Origin of the sequence: Roseibium limicola, assembly GCF_017313085.1 — a bacterium.
Lineage (GTDB): Bacteria > Pseudomonadota > Alphaproteobacteria > Rhizobiales > Stappiaceae > Roseibium > Roseibium limicola.
This window is the reverse complement of sequence record NZ_JAFLNF010000003.1, coordinates 113,928-131,266: the sequence shown is the minus strand read 5'-3', so window position 1 is coordinate 131,266 and position 17,339 is coordinate 113,928. Positions and strand designations below refer to the sequence as shown.

The window sequence follows — 17,339 nt, the reverse complement described above, 5'->3', positions numbered from 1 at the left end:
AACGATTTAATTCTGGGAGGAATGAACCGTGGCTTTTTCAATTAACAGGCGGACTCTGCTTGCAACTGGCGCTGCTGCAGCCGGGTTGTCACTTGTTCCTGGCGCCGTCTCCGGTGCCAAGGCGCAGGCTGGCAAGGTGCTGAAGTGGGCGCATGTCTACGAAACGTCAGAGCCCTATCACAAGTGGGCGGAGTGGGCCGGAGAGGAGCTGGCCAAGCGCACTGACAATCGATATGGCATTGAGGTCTTCCCGGCTTCAACGCTTGGCAAGGAAGTCGACATCAACGAAGGCCTCGGCCTCGGCACAGTCGACATCATCTACACCGGCCAGCTGTTCGCAGGACGGTCTTTCGGTGCTCTCGCCATTGGTGGTGCGCCCTTCATGTTCCGCGATTTTGCCCATTGGGAAGCTTATCGCGACTCAGAGCTGCTGCAGGAGCTTGCCGCCGGATACCGGGATGCTGCGGGCAATCACGTCGCTTCCCTGACTTATTACGGTCAGCGTCACGTGACATCCAACAAGCCAATCCTGAAGCCGGAAGATATGGCTGGCCTCAAGATCCGCGTGCCGAATGCGCCGCTTTACATGATGTTCCCGAAGGCCGTTGGAGCCAATCCGACACCGATCGCCTTTGCAGAAGTCTATCTGGCTCTGCAGCAAGGAACCGTGGATGCGCAGGAAAACCCGCTGACCACGATCCAGGCGAAGAAGTTCTACGAAGTCCAGTCAGACATCAACCTCACCGGACACATCACGGATGCTCTGCTGACCATCGTTGGCGGCCCGGCAAAGGATCAGATGGAGGAGGCCGACTACAACCTCCTGCTTGAAGTCCTGCATGAGGCAGCAGCTGGATGTACGGGCGATATCCAGCAGAACGAAGCATCTCTTGGCGAATGGTTCAAGGAGCAGGGCAACAACGTGAACGAGGTGGATATCACACCGTTCCGTGAAGCCACCATGGCTCTGCACAACGGCCCGGACGCGACCTGGAGCCAGGAAATCTACGACAAGCTTCAGGCCCTCTAGGCTTCGCCGCTTTAATCCCGAGGGTTGGCCGGGCGTCACCTAGGCCCCCGGCCGACCCTCTGGATGTCTTGTCCGTTTTACTGTCCTTCTCCCCATCACGCGAAGAGGTCCTGCGTCATGAGCGCATCCGATCTTCCGCAGGGTCCCGAAGTGCTGCTGGAAGAAGAGCCGATCGAGCTCAACGATGTTCGTTGGCCTGATGGTCTTGTTCTTCTCGTCTTCTGGGCTCTGTTTGCCGTTGTTTTCCTGCAGTTTTTCACAAGGTATGTCTTGAATGATTCCCTTGGCTGGACCGAGGAAATCGCACGTTACCTCCTGATACTCGTCACCTTCATCGGCGCGGTCACTGCGGTCCGAAAGGAGAGCCACATTGCGGTGGAGATCTTCTATCGCTGGGTTGGCCGTCCTGGTCGACGGTTCTGCCAGTTCATTATCGATCTGATCGCGATGGGCTTTTATGGCGCGATGACCTTCACCTGCGTCCGTCTGGCCATGAAGACCAGACAGAAGATGGTCTCCATCGATGTGCCGAAGTCGATCGTCTACTGGACTGTCGCAGCCTGTTTCGCCTGCATGTGCCTGCTTGCTATCGTTATTCTGGTCAAGCATTTGCGCACCGGCACGAGCGCTTTGATCGATCCGGAGCTTCCGGATGACCCGGCATCGAAGCCGGCCCTGCAAGTGGAGTAACGGTTTTGGAAATTCTGGGTCTGTTTCTGCTTCTCTTCGGCCTGATCGTACTTGGATTGCCGGTCGGGATTGCCCTTGCCGGGTCGTCGCTTGCATTTATCCTTTACACCGGCCAGGTGCCGGATGTGATCGTGGTTCATCGCATGATCAACGGGGTCGACAGCTTCCCGTTGCTGGCGGTTCCCTTCTTCATTCTGGCCGGTAACCTGATGAACACGTCCGGCATTACCAACCGCATTTTCGGCTTTGCTCGGGCGCTTATCGGCTGGATGCGGGGCGGGCTAGGGCACGTTAATATTGGTGCGTCTGTGATTTTTGCCGGGATGTCCGGAGCTGCCGTGGCAGATGCTGGTGGGCTTGGCGCCATCGAGATCAAGGCCATGCGAGATGCCAAGTATGATCCTGGTTTCGCCATTGGCGTGACGGCAGCATCTTCGACAATCGGCCCGATCATTCCGCCCTCACTGCCTATGGTCATCTACGGTGTGATGGCAGGGGCATCGATCGGACAGTTGTTCGCTGCAGGCTTCATCCCCGGTCTGATCATGGCGGTGGCGCTCATGATCATGGTCGCCTGGTATGCACGTACTCGCAATTACCCCCGCGATCAGGCTTTCCAGATGTCTGTGCTGTGGGACACGTTCAAGTCTGCATTGCTGTCGTTGCTGACGCCGGTCATCATCGTTGGCGGCATCTTGTTCGGCATTTTTACACCAACTGAGGCAGCCATCGCTGCTTGTGCCTGGGCGTTGTTTCTCGGACTAGGTGTCTATCGCACTCTGACCCTGAAACGGTTCCTGCGGGTATCGTTTGATACGATCGAGACCACCTCTGTGGTGCTCTTCATCGTCGCTGGCGCTTCTATCTTTGCCTGGATCCTCACGTCGAACCGGGTGACGGAAAGCTTTGCCAGCCTAATCCTGGAGTTCTCCGACAATCCGTATGTCGTGTTGGCGCTGATCAACATCATCTTGCTGGTTGTCGGGTGTTTTCTGGAGACGGTTGCCGCGATCACCATTCTGGTGCCGGTTCTGCTACCAATCGCGATCCACATTGGAGTCGACCCGGTCCACTTTGGCGTGGTGATGGTGCTTAACCTGATGATTGGCCTGCTGACGCCGCCAGTCGGCATGGTGCTCTATGTGCTCTCGAGGGTTTCGAAAGTGCCGTTTGAGAAATGCCTTTCTGCGACCATGCCCTTCCTGGTGCCGTTGGTCCTGGTGCTGCTGTTGGTCACCTTCGTGCCGGCTGTCTCCATGTGGTTGCCGACATTGATCTACCGCTAGACACGAAAAAGCCGGCGGCGGTCCTGATGAGGGACTGCCGCCAGCCTGGTTTATGCCGTCGGTTTTACTCGGCTGCAACCCGCTCGGCGTTGATCTCCTGCATGACCCGCGCTCCGATCTCGAAAGACGCCCGGCGGGAAATGTGATCGTGAATATGTCCGGTAAATATGATTTCGTCCGGCTTGTAGGTGCCGATCAGCTGCTCCAGCTTTGCCTTGACGGACTGAGGTGAGCCGGTCGCCGAAATTTTCAGTGCATCTTCCACCATTTCGATGGCTACAGGGCCGACTTGCGCTTCAAGATCCGCCACTGGACGAGGCAGGGCACCGGGCTGACCTGTGCGCAAATTGATGAAGGCCTGCTGCATGGAGGTCTTGAGATAGGCGCCTTCCTCGTCGGTCGCGGCTGCAAATATATTGACCGCCAACATGAAATGCGGCTTGTCCAGATGCTTCGACGGGCGGAAGGAGCGGCGGTAAATCTGCGCGGCGTTTTTCAGTTCTGCAGGTGCGAAGTGCGAGGCGAATGCATAAGGCAACCCGTAATAGGCCGCCATCTGCGCACCGAAAGTGGATGACCCGAGGATCCACACAGGCACCTTCGTGCCGATACCGGGAACCGCGATGATCTTTCGCTGACCATCCCAGTCGTCCAGATAGGCAATCAGCTCCATCACGTCATCGGGGAAGGTGTCGGCAGCGTTCGGGTCGCGTCTCAGTGCCTGGGCCGTCAACATGTCGGTGCCTGGTGCACGGCCCAGCCCAAGGTCGATCCTGTCGGGAAAGAGCTCAGCCAGTGTCCCAAACTGCTCTGCCACCTGAAGCGGGGCGTGATTGGGCAACATGATGCCGCCAGAACCCACCCGAATGGTTTTGGTGACGGCGGCTACCTGACCAATCAGCACGGCTGTTGCGGCGCTGGCGATGCCGCGCATGTTGTGGTGCTCCGCCAGCCAATACCGGGTGAACCCGAGCGTATCGGCCAACGTGGCAAGGTCGAGCGTATTGCGCAGGGCCTGGGCGACGGTTTCGCCTTCGGGAACGGGGGAGAGGTCGAGCAGGGAATATGGGGTCATGAAACTGCCTGAAGTCTGGGGGCGTTCGGCAGGCGGGGAAGCCTGCATGCTGATTAATCCTGCAAATAGGAACGTCTGGTCCAAAATAAAAGATGTGCGCTCTTGTATTTTGTACTGGCCGGTCCGATATCCCCGTTCATGAGCAAGCAACCCACCCATGTTTGTGCCCCGGTTGGGGTGACGTCGGCACCGGTCAAGTCCGGTCCAGGGCGTCCGCGCGCCTATGACGAGGACAAGGTTCTGGATGCCGCCTTGCAAGTATTTTGGCGCCAGGGTTACGAGGCGACATCGCTTGATGATCTGACCGCAGCCACGGGCCTGTCACGATCATCTTTCTATGCAGCCTTCGGATCCAAGCAGGGTGTGCTGATGGCGGCATTGAAAAACTATTCCGTCTCGGGACTGGCTCAGCTGCAGAAGCTGGCTGAGCTCCCTGGCGATCAGGCACCAATGGCCATGCTGGAAGCACTTTCCCTGCCAAAGGAAGGCCCTCGTGGTTGCCTGATGGTCAATTGTATCGCCGAGCTTGCACCGCATCAGGAAGATGTCGCCGAGCTTGGACGCAAGCATCTTCGCAAGATCGAGGAGCTGTTTGCCAAAGCGATCTCGCCAGATGATCCGGATGCAGCGCGTGACAAGGCTTGTGCCTTGTCTGCTCTGGCGATTGGGACTCTGACGCTGCGCAAATCCGGGATGCCACCTGAGCAGGTGTCGCAAGCACTGCAGGCTGCTAAAGGCATCCTCTCCACCTGACTGGTCTGCTCTCCGGGAACGTTTTTGTGACGCGGAGAGTTTGCAGTCAAATCCATCTGGCCGGGTTCTTTCCGGCTCATTATGGATCAATCAGTCCAAAATTCCCGCCTCCACGGGACGCATTCGAGGAGAATGACATGAGTGAAGAAAAACTGTTTTCCCCCCTTACCGTTGGCTCGATCCAGGTCCAAAACCGAATTGCCATGGCGCCATTGACCCGTAACCGTGCCCGCGCAGAAGACGATGCACCATATGAGATCCATGCCGAATATTACGGCCAGCGCGCCTCTGCTGGCCTGCTGATCACCGAAGCCTCGCAAATCTCGCCACAGGGCAAGGGCTATGCCTGGACACCGGGAATCTATTCCGAAAGCCAGATCGAAGGCTGGAAGAAGGTGACCGATGCCGTCCATGCCAAGGGCGGCAAGATCGTCATTCAGCTCTGGCACGTTGGCCGCATTTCGCATCCGGTTCTGCAGCCAGGCGGTGTCGACCCGGTTGGACCGTCAGCCATCGCGGCGGCTTCCAAGACCTTTGACGGCGAGCAGTTCGTCGACACACCCAAGCCACGTGCGCTGGAAGCTGATGAGCTGCCGGGCATCGTCGCCGATTACCGTAAGGCAGCCGCCAACGCGATTGCTGCAGGCTTTGATGGCGTCGAAGTGCATGCCGCAAATGGCTATCTGATCGACCAGTTCCTGCGTGACAGCTCCAACAAGCGTGAGGACGCTTACGGTGGCTCCATTGAAAACCGCACGCGCTTCCTGAAGGAAGTCATGGATGCAGTGACCGCAGAAATCGGCGCCGACAAGGTGGGCATCCGTCTCAGCCCGTTCTCCGCTGCCAATGACGTTTCTGACAGCGATCCGATGGCACTCTTCGGTCATGTCGTGGACCTGCTGAACAGCTACGGCCTTGCCTATCTGCACCTCGTTGAAGGCCAGACCGGTGGCCCGCGTGAACTGGAAGAGGGCCTCAGCCTTGAAGCGCTTTATGCCCGTTTTGACGGCGTGAAGATGGGCAATAACGGTTATGACCGGAAGCTCGCCGTTGACGCTGTTGAAAGCGGCGCCGTCGACATGGTTGCCTTCGGCAAGCTCTTTATCTCCAATCCCGACCTGGTCGAGCGTTTGGAAAAAGATGCGACACTCAACGAGTGGGACCAGTCCACCTTCTATGGCGGCTCGGAAAAGGGCTACACCGACTATCCGACCCTCAGCGAAGAAAAGGCCGCGTAAGCGGCATCTTCCCAGCAGGTTCGGCAGATCGCCCGACCATGACAAAGGGCTCCATCCCTCTTGGGTGATCTGCCAGACAGAACCGGCGCCGTCCTCTCTTCGGCGCCGGTTCTTTTGTGTCTGTCAGACTGTAATACTTTCAGGCTTTGCGACAGACCCAACCCTTGAAGGTGAAGGCGGCGTAGAACAATTCAACGTCGCAAAAACCGGCTTGGCGGAGAAGCTCGACATCATCGGCGGGCGAAAGAACCGGCAAGCTCGACTTCATCGCCTCGATGTTCTTGGCGACCTGTTCGACAGGAATGCCAGAGGTGCCGACAAAGGCCGCATTTCTCGCCAGCCATATTTCCTGACGCTCTTTGGAAAAGCTGTGATGTGCGGCAACAAAAACGCCTCCCGGCTTCAATCGACGTCTTATTTCAATCAGCGTACGAAGTCGGTCTTCAGCCTCAAGGAAATGCAGAGTGAGCAGGCAGGTTGCGCCGTCATAGGGGCCATAAGGCGCGTCATCCATATAGCCTTGGTGGTAGCGGATACGGTTGGCAGCCGCATTGAGGGTGCTGCGCGCTTGATCCAACATGTCTGTCGACGGGTCCACGCCAGTGAACCGCCATTTGGGTCTGGCATCGGCAATGGCCTTAAGCTCCAGGCCACCACCAGCTCCGACAATCAGAACATGGGCGTCCTCTGGCGCTTGTTCCTGCAGCAAAAGTGCAGTCATCCGGTGCATGTCTGACAGACCGGGAACGTGGCGCGCGACCCTTTCGGCGTATCCGCCTGCAGATCCTGGGATTATCGAAGCGGACACTGCGCACTCCTTGATGAAATTTATTTGTAACTTTATATGTTACTAAATAGTAATTCTTCAAGGCGGTTCTGCGCAGTCTGTCTCCGGAAATGAAATGCACGAACCTGGATTAGCTTGCCGCTTTTCGGGCGTGGCTTTCTGAAGCGAGAGGGCTTGATGTTTTCTGCTCACGTCCAGTACGCAAGTTTTGATCTACTTCGTTCAGGATCTCCGGAAGTGAGGCCCCAGAGGCATAAAGGGCAACCCCGGCATCGACGGAGATTGGGAGTTTGTGCTGGGATGCAAGATTGCTTTCCAACTGCAGGCACAAACGGATTCGATGCAGCAGGGAGTTGGTCTGGGCAGTTGTGGCGCCTGGAAGCATCAGCACAAAGTGGTTTGTGTGAAGGTGAGCGGCCTGTTGCGGTTGCTCCAGCATCTCGCGGCAGGTCTGGGCGATCAGCCGCAAGACAGCTTCTCCCATGGAGTTTCCGTAACGCTTGCGGATTTTGCTGAAATCGGTGATTTCCAGAACGATCAGAGCACCATGACCAGGAGTTTTGGTCTCTGGGTCGGAGGCTTCTGAGAAGACCGATTGAAGCCCCTTCTGGTTGTAAAGCAACGTCAACGGGTCGCGATCAGCAAGCCGCTGGAAGTTCCACTGCAGCTTTTCAAACAGAGCTAACCCCAGCCCGATCATCTTCAAGACAATCGCGACCATCAGGCCGATCAGGCATAGCTTGAGCGATGTGGATTGGAACGTCGCCAGGAAATTGTCAGCATGCAGCCAGAGTTGACTGAGAATAAAGGCCGTCCGAGCGAACATGTCGCAGGCAAACGCAACAATCAGAATGACGCCGGATATCGGGGTTTCCTTGCGCAGCAGGAGGGCCTCACGGATGCAGAGTGCGGAAGACAGCAGGCAGAAGGAATTGATGAAGACAACTCGAAAACTGATGGTGTCGGCAAACCAGGACATGGTGTTGAGCGCAAGCCAGCCACCTACCGCAGTCAACGGCAGGTACAGATAAGCAAATTGGTTGCGGGTCAGAAGGCTGAGGGAATTCGGCCGCAAGCCAAAACTCGCAAGAACCAGTGCGTTTGCGACAGTGATACTCATCCACGCGGGGATCGCACCACGCTGCCCGACCATATAGGTGCCGCCTGCCGAGAGTGCGAGAGCCACCGCCCAGATGAGCCAGCTCGAGCGGACCGAGCTGGGCAGGCCCCGCACCGAAAGCGCAAGGACCGCCATTAAAACAGCGCCGGTCAAATAGGCGAGTGTAATGGCTGAAAACAGCGTGGGCGTGTCCAATGACATGGAATGGAACCTGAAAGGCTGGAAATTTAGGGACGCAGTTCTCGGGTTTGCAAGGGAGGTCAGAAGACCGCCTTTGTGGCGGACTAGGTCACAGTGGTTATTTGCAGATCACCGCAGTCTCAGCAAGTGGTCTTCAGTCAAGTTTAGGCTTAGTAAAACGTGTTTGTTGGGCATCCGTTGGAACCAATCCAGTCAGCCCTCCTAGTCAAGCAGCGTCGACGCGTCTGGTGGTGAAGGGCGACAGCAGTCGACGCGGCTTGGAGGACACCTTGGAAGTGTCATGGTTGGTGATGGTCAAGCCAGGACCGATGCGTTTGGCTTTGCGAAGACAGGAATTGGCAATTTCCATGACTTCTGACAGGGGAAGGCCGGACCAGCCCCAGTAAATCCCAGCACTGATCGTCACGCGGAGACGGTTGTTTGAGGCACGGGCGGCTTCAAACTTCATCGTATGGCAGATTTGGGCGGCCAACGCTTGGGCCTTGGACTGGTTGGCCTCGGGCAGGAGCAGCGCGAACTCATCGTCACCGATGCGGCCGATGAGCGAACTGTCAGGAGCAGCCTGTCGGCAGATCTTTGCCAGCAAGCGCAAAAGCGCGTCCCCCATGGGTGAGCCGAACTGCTGGTTGGCCTCGTTCAGGTCATCGATGTCGAGGACGATGAGTGCGTGCGGCTGATTGCATTGTCCTTGCCGGGCGAGGATGTCTCTGGCTTCCCGCTCGAAGGCCCGACGGTTGGCCAGGCCGGTCAAAGGATCTTGCCAGGCATCCTTGCGAAACTTCACCTGCATCCATTCCAGGGCCATTGCCGGAATGAGAACGGTCTTGAGCATCATGGCAACCAGAACCAAGCCCATATAGATGGTGGTTGTGGTGGTTCCGAAGGAGCCCATCAAATCATCGAAAGGCTGATTTGCGTGATAAATGCTGAAAAGCGCGCTGGCCGCGATTTCCAGCAGCAACGTCACGATGAGCAGACGCGGGGTGATCATCTGCTCCCGGTTGCCCTTGTGCACCATGCGAATGCTGATCAGATTGCCAAGGATCATCAGGCCTTGCACAAAGGCAACGCGCACCAGCAGGCTCGGCTCGAAAAAAGGTTGCAGACAAAGCAGCAGCCAGCTTCCGGTAACAATAACTGGAAGTGACAGGAATTTGATCCGGTTCCGGTGAAAAAGCGTGATGGCGCTCGGTTTCAGGAACTGTCCGCTCAGCAGGAGCGCGTTGCCGACGATGATGCTGTGCGTATCAGATATCTGGCCGCGCAATCCGATGAGGATACAGCCCACGCCCACCAGTGAAATCGCCGCACACCACATCATGCAACTTCGGCGCGTTTCCTGCGCCATCGGCTTCAGGACGGCCGCAAAAGCGCAGATGATCAGGGCGCCGGCAAAGTTTGCGATGGTGACACTGGCAAAAAGCGTCGTGGTGTCCAACGTCATGAAGGGATCCAGAATCTAGATAAGAACTAGATCTTATCAGCACTTCCCATAAACAGAGAGTTAGGATGCACGAAAAAATACATTGTTATTTTTTACAATTATTCTAAAGGAGCCCGAGGGTCGTCGCGGGCGTCAATAAGAACGCCGTATTTCGCAGCCGTACCGTAGCGTACTGTTTTTGCCCGAACCGGCCTTCCGTTTTTCAGCAAAACCTGACACAAAAGACCTCGACGCAATGGCCGCAAATAGGGAGATCCCGGGACAGATACCGGGGCCGCTTGTCTTGAACGACGGGCGGGCGGCTGAATTGAAAAGCTAAGAAGAGCTCAAGAAGGACGAAGACCATGCCTCCGTATCGGTCAAGAACCTCCACCCATGGACGCAACATGGCCGGAGCACGCAGCCTTTGGCGCGCAACCGGCATGAAGGACGGCGACTTCGGTAAGCCGATCATTGCGATTGCCAACTCTTTCACCCAGTTCGTACCGGGCCATGTCCATTTGAAGGACCTTGGTCAGCTGGTCGCTCGGGAAGTTGAAAAAGCCGGTGGTATCGCCAAGGAATTCAACACCATTGCGGTCGATGACGGCATCGCCATGGGCCATGACGGCATGCTCTATTCGCTGCCGTCGCGTGAAGTGATTGCCGACGCGGTCGAGTACATGGTCAACGGCCATTGTGCCGATGCCATCGTCTGCATTTCCAACTGCGACAAGATCACGCCAGGCATGCTGAACGCAGCCATGCGGCTCAACATTCCGGTGGTCTTTGTCTCTGGCGGTCCGATGGAAGCCGGCAAGGTCGTTTTGGAAAATGGCGTCGCGAAGGCTGTCGATCTGGTCGATGCGATGGTGATGGCTGCGGACGACGGTGCTTCTGACGCAGATGTCATGGAGATGGAACAAAATGCCTGCCCGACCTGCGGGTCTTGCTCTGGCATGTTCACTGCCAACTCGATGAACTGCCTGACCGAAGCTCTCGGTCTCGCACTGCCGGGCAATGGTTCGACACTGGCGACTCATGCCGACCGCGAGCGCTTGTTCGTCGAAGCAGGCCACCTGATCGTCGACCTGGCGAAGCGCTATTACGAGCAGGATGACGAAAGCGTACTGCCGCGCTCCATCGCCAACTTCCAGGCGTTTGAAAACGCCATGACCCTGGATATTTCCATGGGCGGTTCGACCAATACGATCCTGCACCTTTTGGCCGCGTCTTACGAAGGCGAAGTCGGCTTCACGATGGATGATATCGACCGTCTGTCCCGCAAGGTTCCCGTGCTTTGTAAAGTCGCACCAGCGATCGAGAACATCCATATGGAAGATGTTCACCGGGCAGGCGGCATCATGGCGATTCTGGGCGAGCTTGACCGGGCAGGGCACTTGCATTCCGACAATCCGACAGTGCATTCCACAACCATGAAGGAAGCTCTGGCACGCTGGGATATTCGCCAGACCAACTCCGAAAGCGTGCATAATTTCTACAAGGCCGCGCCGGGTGGAGTTCCGACACAGGTTGCTTTCTCGCAAGAGCGCCGCTGGGATGAGCTCGATCTCGACCGTAAATCCGGTGTCATCCGTGAAGGCGCCCACGCCTACAGCAAGGACGGCGGCCTCGCTGTTCTATACGGCAACATTGCTCTCGATGGCTGCGTCGTGAAGACGGCAGGTGTTGACGAGAGCATTTTGAAGTTCAACGGCCCCGCCCGCATCTTCGAAAGCCAGGACAGCGCAGTTTCGGCGATCCTGACTGGCAAGGTGCATGAAGGGGACGTGGTGCTGATCCGTTACGAAGGTCCGCGCGGCGGTCCAGGTATGCAGGAAATGCTTTATCCCACGAGCTACCTGAAGTCGAAGGGCCTGGGCAAGGCCTGCGCGTTGATCACCGATGGTCGCTTCTCCGGTGGCTCCTCAGGATTGTCTATCGGCCACATTTCGCCGGAGGCGGCTGAGGGCGGTGCGATTGGTCTGGTCGAAGAGGGCGACATGATCGTCATCGATATTCCGAACCGGATCATGAAAGTCGATTTGTCGGATGCCGAGTTGGCAGCGCGTCGGGAAGCGATGGAAGCCAAGGGCGATACCGCCTGGAAGCCGGTTGAAAAGCGCAAGCGCAAGATCACCACGGCACTACGCGCCTATGCCGCCCTGACAACCAGCGCATCCAAGGGCGCTGTCCGCGTCGTCGACTGAGCGGTATCGCTGTGCAACAAGTGGAAGGCGGGCTTTCGGGTCCGCTTTTTTGTGTTGAGCTGAAGTTGCGATGCGAGGGATCGCACAGTTTGTTCTCCGTCATTGCAGGACTTGATCCTGCACCCCATGCCGCTTCATCTCCGCGCGCCTCAGGCTTTGGTGATATGAAACCGAACGGCATGGATGCCATGGTCAAGCCATGGCATGACGACGGGAAAGGCGCTTAGTCACGGACTAGCGTATGTCGCTCCGCGTCACCTTTTACCGCTTCGACCCTCGACACCTGCGATAAAATACAGGAAGGACAAGGAGCGGTCCGTACAACGGTAGGAGACGGGAATTGCAGATCGAAATAAAGAGCGTCGGTGACAAGTCCATCCTCTATGTGATGGCGGTTGATGCCGAATACGGCGAACACCTTCGGGCCTTGATTGCACCGTTGATGACGGGCGTCGGACCGATTGAAGCAGCTGTTGTGCTGAGCAATGCGCTCGCCCGTCTCGACCACGAAGGCCGCAAGCCGGATCTCGTGGTCTCTCTCGGGTCCGCTGGCTCTGCCAGACTGGAGCGGACGCAGGTCTATCAGGCCACCGCGCTCAGCTACCGGGATATGGATGCCAGCCCGCTTGGCTTTGAGAAAGGCCAGACGCCGTTTCTCGACATGCCAATCGTCGTTCCGCTGCCGCTTCGCATTCCAGACGTTGCACAAGCCTCGCTTTCGACCGGAGCAAATATTGTTTCCGGCGCGGCCTATGATGGCATTGATGCAGATATGGTTGACATGGAGAGCTTCGCCGTCATGCGCGCTTGCGCCTTGCTCGATGTGCCGATGATCGGCCTGCGCGGAATTTCCGACGGAAAAGACGAGCTGAAGCACGTCGATGACTGGCGCGAGTACCTGCATGTCGTCGACGAGAAACTTGCCGAGGCCGTGCAGAAGCTGGAGAAAGCTCTGGTCAACGGTGAACTGTGAAACCGGACACAGACAGGCAGGTTTTGGAAATCATGCGGCCTGCTGTTTCAGCCAGACACTGGGCGCCGTACCCTTCAATCTCAGAAATTCCCGGTTGAAGTTTGATTTCGTGTTGAAGCCACTGGCGAAGATGACCGCGGTAACCGGCTGGCCTTGTTGGAGCAGGTCACAGGCATAGTCGATCCGGAAGCTGTTGATGTAGCGCGAAACGTTCTCGCCGGTCTGCCGGTTGATGGCGGCGGAGAGCTGCTTTTCCGGCACCCGAAGGCGCCTCGCCAATTTGCCTAAGGACAGCGAAGGGTCGAGATACAACTGCTGTTCTGCAAGCAGGATCCGCAAGTCGCTGATCAGGGCCACGTCTTCTTCCGCTGAAACAACGGTCTCAATCGGACTGGTCTGCCGCTCTCTAGGCGCCGCAGTCCCAGGCTCGTCTTCAGGGCTGCGTTTCAATGCCTCGGAAATATTGAGCACGCCGATGACCAATAGCAGGCCGGTGGAAACGAAGGAGACAATCCAGGACCGTAACCAGACATCGCCAAGGGCCATGCTGATCGCAATGACGCAGTCACTCACCGCCGATACCAGAAGCGCAATCGCAACGGCACGCCAGATGACCGTGGCGCGGTTTCCGTGCTCCAACGCAACACGCGGCAGACTGTCGGCTCCCGATGCCATGCGCCAAAGCAGGGCTATGCCGTAGCTCAGATAGCTGGCGATGATCAGCGCATCAAGGATCTCACGCAGGAGCAGGTAACTGGCCAGCCCGAGCAGCGGCCCAAGCGCATGAAGGGCAAGGTCCAGCGGGCGTAGCCGACGCACGGCGCTGTCGAGAAATGCCAGATAGGCTAACGCCGGGATGGCCAGAGCGGTGATCGGCTGCACCGGTGCCAATGCGGTGACATGGTAATGCTGGTTGAGGGAAATCAGCAGAGACTGGAGCGCGCAGGCAGCAATCAGCACCAGCATCAGCCTCGGCGTCTCGCGCAGAAGCGCAGCGCGCAGCCAGACATAGCCCAGAACGAGTGCGGCAAACATGGGAATGGGAAGAACGGGCATGGCTGCTTTGCGGTTAAACCTGAAAAGATGATGTCCTGAAACAGGATCTAGGGCGACCTCAAATCGGATGTAGGACGCCTAGAGCGCTGATATTCAACAGGATCGGTTCCGTGTTCAACCCCACGTTCAATAATCGGATCGATACCATGAAAACTCTTTTTCTTTCTTGCTGCGTACTCGCTTCTTCCCTTGTTTCTGCCCAGGCAGCAGATCTGAGCGGTTATGATCAACTCGACATCGAGGCGCCTCACCGCAGCACGTTGTTGCAGGGTTCTGTCTGGTATCCGGCTGCAAGCCGCACCTACAAGTCCAGGGTTGGTGATAATCCTGTCTTCTATGGAACGGAGGTCATGTTGGGGGCAGGCGTCGACGCCGGCAAGCATCCGCTTGTGGTGCTGTCCCACGGATCGGGCGGCAACATGGACAACGCTGGTTGGTTGTCTTCGGCGCTCGCCCAGGCCGGTGTCATGGTGCTTGGTGTGAATCATCCTGGCAGTACCAGCGGTGACAGTTCACCGCGGCGTTCTGCTCGGTTCTGGGACAGGCCAATGGATCTGGATGCAACAATCGATGCGGTGCTGGCAGATCCGGTGTTTGCCCCGGCGATTGATGAGACACAGATCTACACACTTGGTTTTTCGCTTGGAGGCCTGTCGGTGCTTCAAACCGGCGGCATGCGAATGGATCTGGAAACCTACGCGACTTATTGTGACGAGAAGCCGGAAGCTGTGGACTGCCAGTTCTTCCACAAGGGGCGCGTCGACTTTCGCCTGCTGGACGCCGAAAAAATGAACGCCACATACCGCGATCCGCGATTGGCTGGAGTGATCGCAATCGATCCGGGCATGAGTGTCGGTTTCACTGAAGAAAGTGTGGCGGAGTCCGAATTGCCGTTCCTGTTCATCAACCTTGGGACGGACGAGACTTTGTGGCCGGCGATCAATGTCGGTGCAGGTGGGACCGATCTGGTCGGGCGTCTGGACAACGCCAGTTATCTTCAGATTGCCCCGGCGGATCATTTTTCTTTCCTTGCCTTGTGCAAGGAGAATGGACCGGAGATGTTGATCGAGGAGGGCGAGGACCCAATTTGCAATAACCCGGAAGGATCTGACAGAAGTGAGGTTCATCGTCAGATTATCGAAGCAGTTCTGAGCTTTCTTGCCAAGCAAGCCTGACAGGTAGCGGCAGGTCGATCTGCGGAAAATCGAAAGGCCGGGAAAATCCCGGCCTTTCGTTTGTTTGATTGCGGCCGGGGTCTATTTGCTTCCCAGTCGCCGGTTTTCCAGAAACAGCGCGGCAACGCAGCCTGTCAAACCGATGCCGGCTGCCGTCAGAAGAACCGGGTTACACGCCATGAGGTAAATGTCGTTGATCGCGTGCTGGACATCGACCGGAAGCTTGACGATTTCTGAGGGCGTCAGCGTTTCGATTTCACCGACACCGGGTACCGTCTGCGGCGCATGGCTGATCATGTAGGAAACGATGGCGCCATAGATCGAGATGCCGATGGATGCTCCACCAATGCGGGACAGCGTCGTCATGCCGGTGGCGCTGCCGATATCCTGTCGGGGGGCGGCATTCTGTACCCCGAGGATAGGCACTTGCTGGCCGATGCCGGTGCCAATGCCATGCAGGAACAGCAGGACGGCGACGATGGCCAGGCTGGTCGTTTGATCTACAATCAGCGATACGGCGATCAACACGCAGGCTGTTGTCGCGGTGCTGGCGACGGCAAAGTATTTGTAGCCCCCCGTGCGTGACATGATACGCCCGGCGGAAACCGAGCCGACGGCGATGCCGGTGGTCAGCGGAATGAAGAACAGTCCGGCAATCGACGGAGTCATACCGAGGCCGGATTGCAGGAAGAGCGCGTAATAATTGGCCATGCCGATGCCCATACAACCACTGGCCAGCGTCACGATCAGCAGCAGCGAGATGGTCTGGTCCTTGAAAAGTCTCAGTGGGATAACAGGTTCTTCCACGCGCTTCTCGACATAGACCCAGGCGAGAGCACAGGTGACGCCAATCAAAATGATCAGAAGGCTCTGCGGAGCAATCAGACTGCCGAACAGTGTGGCGCTATCGGCCCAGAGAACCAGGCTGCAAATCACACCAGCCAGAAGAACCGCGCCAACATAATCGACCTTCGGCTTGCGTTCCGGGCGCTTGTAGGGAAGCAGCAAAGCAAGGCCGGCGATCACAACGATACCGATGGGCAGATTGATCAGGAAGATTGAACGCCAGCCGAAGAGGTCGGTCATCAGACCGCCCAGCGTCGGTCCGGCTGCTCCTGCAGTCATGAGCACCAGACTGCTGTAACTCTGATATTTTGCCCGTTCGCGTGGTTCGAACAGGTCCGCGTTAATGGCGAAGATCGTCACCATGATGCCACCGCCGCCGATTGCCTGCAGAACCCGAGCGGCGATCAGCGTGTTGATGGAGACCGCGGTTGCGCAGGCCAGCGATCCGATGACGAAAAGCCCGACCACGGTGATGATCACATACTTGCGCCCGAACAAGTCGCCCAGCTTGCCGTAAAGCGGCATGACCGCGCTGGAGGTGAGGAGATAGGCTGAGGCAATCCAGCTGAAGCCGCTGATGTCGCCGAACTCGCCAACAATAGTCGGAAGCGCAGTGGCAACGATCTGGACATCCATCATCGACATGAAGGCGGCTGTCATCAGGATGAGGAAGATCGTCAAACGCCGCTTCTTGTCGAGAGTGAGCGGGGCACCGGGGGATTTTTCCGGGTGTTGAGCCTCAGGAGCTGGCGTCGTCGTGGAGGTGGATGTGGTCATGTTGGGTCTTTTGAAAGCAGAGGGTCGTCAGATTTATATGCTTGACGCATATATATGTCAAAGGCATAAATATGCGTCAGGCAATTGAGTTCACCATTGGAGATGAAGCTCCCTGCGCGAGCGAAAACCGGCACCATGACCGACAGCAAATTGAAAACGGACATTGATCGCATCGGCAAAACCATGTCCCGGTATCGGGTGTTGGCCAAAAGCCGGATCATCACACGCCTGGTGATCGGCAGAGCCGCGCCGGATCTCGACATCGGCTACATCGATATCGTCGAGTCAATCGGTCGGATCACCAGGAAAGGCGGCGAAGTCACCATTGGCACAGTGGCCGAGCAAATGTGCATTGACCCCTCTCGCGCCAGTCGTGCTGTCGCTCATCTCGTCGAGCGAGATATGGTCAGCCGGGGCGTCTCGCAGCTTGATGCACGAAGGTCCGTGATCTTTCTGACTGAAAAAGGTCAGACCTTTTTGCGCGAAAAAATCAAGACCAAGCTTGGCCTGATTGAACAGCTCCTGGCCGATTGGCCTGAGGAAGATATTGCGAAATTCTCCGAGCTCTATTCCCGCTTTCTCGATGACTTCGAGCGAGTCGCAGCGGAAGAAGCGGCCAAGCCTGAAAACAAGCAGGCGCCTTGATGAAGAGCGGTTGCGCTGTATAAAACGCCTTCGTCACTGTCCTTCCGTTCACCA

General features: G+C 57.1%; 15 protein-coding genes. 9 read left to right on the top strand and 6 right to left on the bottom strand.

Annotation, left to right across the window (positions count from 1 at the left end; genetic code table 11):
* Window positions 1-40 precede the first annotated feature (40 nt).
* The 3 genes from J0X15_RS07840 (at window position 41) to J0X15_RS07830 (ending at window position 3,006) form a co-directional block, all read left to right on the top strand.
* A complete protein-coding gene (locus J0X15_RS07840; RefSeq protein ID WP_408015336.1) occupies window positions 41-1,030 on the top strand; it encodes a sialic acid TRAP transporter substrate-binding protein SiaP in 990 nt (329 codons plus the stop codon).
* A gap of 117 nt (window positions 1,031-1,147) precedes the next feature.
* On the top strand, window positions 1,148-1,720 hold the full coding sequence (locus J0X15_RS07835) for a TRAP transporter small permease (protein WP_206939509.1): 573 nt from the start codon (window positions 1,148-1,150) through the stop codon (window positions 1,718-1,720).
* A gap of 11 nt (window positions 1,721-1,731) precedes the next feature.
* Entirely contained in the window at window positions 1,732-3,006 is a 1,275-nt protein-coding gene (locus J0X15_RS07830; RefSeq protein ID WP_408015335.1) for a TRAP transporter large permease, read from the top strand.
* Window positions 3,007-3,070: 64 nt separating this feature from the next.
* Here J0X15_RS07830 and J0X15_RS07825 read toward each other — a convergent pair whose 3' ends face one another.
* Window positions 3,071-4,081, bottom strand: coding sequence for an LLM class flavin-dependent oxidoreductase (locus tag J0X15_RS07825; protein WP_206939506.1), 1,011 nt, complete (start codon window positions 4,079-4,081; stop codon window positions 3,071-3,073).
* Between the two features lie 138 nt (window positions 4,082-4,219).
* Between J0X15_RS07825 and J0X15_RS07820 the strand changes: the two genes are divergently transcribed.
* Both J0X15_RS07820 and J0X15_RS07815 read left to right on the top strand, forming a co-directional pair.
* Window positions 4,220-4,834, top strand: a complete 615-nt coding sequence (locus J0X15_RS07820; protein ID WP_206939505.1) for a TetR/AcrR family transcriptional regulator — start codon at window positions 4,220-4,222, stop codon at window positions 4,832-4,834.
* A 137-nt stretch (window positions 4,835-4,971) separates the two neighbouring features.
* On the top strand, window positions 4,972-6,072 hold the full coding sequence (locus tag J0X15_RS07815) for an alkene reductase (RefSeq protein WP_206939504.1): 1,101 nt from the start codon (window positions 4,972-4,974) through the stop codon (window positions 6,070-6,072).
* Window positions 6,073-6,211: 139 nt separating this feature from the next.
* Here the strand turns inward: J0X15_RS07815 and J0X15_RS07810 are convergent, their stop codons facing one another.
* The 3 genes from J0X15_RS07810 to J0X15_RS07800 form a co-directional block, all read right to left on the bottom strand.
* Window positions 6,212-6,880, bottom strand: coding sequence for a class I SAM-dependent methyltransferase (locus tag J0X15_RS07810; RefSeq protein WP_331461893.1), 669 nt, complete (start codon window positions 6,878-6,880; stop codon window positions 6,212-6,214).
* Between the two features lie 109 nt (window positions 6,881-6,989).
* Window positions 6,990-8,180 carry a GGDEF domain-containing protein gene (locus tag J0X15_RS07805; RefSeq protein WP_206939503.1) on the bottom strand — a complete coding sequence of 397 codons (1,191 nt, stop codon included), beginning with the start codon at window positions 8,178-8,180 and terminating at the stop codon, window positions 6,990-6,992.
* A gap of 205 nt (window positions 8,181-8,385) precedes the next feature.
* The gene (locus tag J0X15_RS07800; protein WP_206939502.1) at window positions 8,386-9,624 is read right to left on the bottom strand and encodes a GGDEF domain-containing protein; all 1,239 of its coding nucleotides are present in this window, start codon (window positions 9,622-9,624) and stop codon (window positions 8,386-8,388) included.
* Between the two features lie 344 nt (window positions 9,625-9,968).
* On the opposite strand from J0X15_RS07800, the gene ilvD reads away from it, so the two are divergent.
* A complete protein-coding gene (gene ilvD / locus J0X15_RS07795; RefSeq protein ID WP_206939501.1) occupies window positions 9,969-11,813 on the top strand; it encodes a dihydroxy-acid dehydratase in 1,845 nt (614 codons plus the stop codon).
* A 340-nt stretch (window positions 11,814-12,153) separates the two neighbouring features.
* The gene (locus tag J0X15_RS07790) at window positions 12,154-12,786 is read left to right on the top strand and encodes a 5'-methylthioadenosine/S-adenosylhomocysteine nucleosidase (protein WP_209015174.1); all 633 of its coding nucleotides are present in this window, start codon (window positions 12,154-12,156) and stop codon (window positions 12,784-12,786) included.
* A 30-nt stretch (window positions 12,787-12,816) separates the two neighbouring features.
* Here the strand turns inward: J0X15_RS07790 and J0X15_RS07785 are convergent, their stop codons facing one another.
* Window positions 12,817-13,842, bottom strand: coding sequence for a helix-turn-helix domain-containing protein (locus J0X15_RS07785; protein ID WP_206939500.1), 1,026 nt, complete (start codon window positions 13,840-13,842; stop codon window positions 12,817-12,819).
* A 146-nt stretch (window positions 13,843-13,988) separates the two neighbouring features.
* Here J0X15_RS07785 and J0X15_RS07780 point away from each other — a divergent pair, with 146 nt between their 5' ends.
* Window positions 13,989-15,017, top strand: a complete 1,029-nt coding sequence (locus J0X15_RS07780) for an alpha/beta hydrolase family protein (protein WP_206939498.1) — start codon at window positions 13,989-13,991, stop codon at window positions 15,015-15,017.
* 81 nt (window positions 15,018-15,098) lie between these two features.
* Here J0X15_RS07780 and J0X15_RS07775 read toward each other — a convergent pair whose 3' ends face one another.
* Window positions 15,099-16,640: an MDR family MFS transporter gene (locus tag J0X15_RS07775; protein ID WP_206939497.1), complete on the bottom strand. Its 1,542-nt coding sequence runs from the start codon at window positions 16,638-16,640 to the stop codon at window positions 15,099-15,101.
* Between the two features lie 135 nt (window positions 16,641-16,775).
* Between J0X15_RS07775 and J0X15_RS07770 the strand changes: the two genes are divergently transcribed.
* A complete protein-coding gene (locus tag J0X15_RS07770) occupies window positions 16,776-17,285 on the top strand; it encodes a MarR family winged helix-turn-helix transcriptional regulator (protein WP_206939495.1) in 510 nt (169 codons plus the stop codon).
* The last annotated feature ends 54 nt before the right edge of the window (window positions 17,286-17,339 follow it).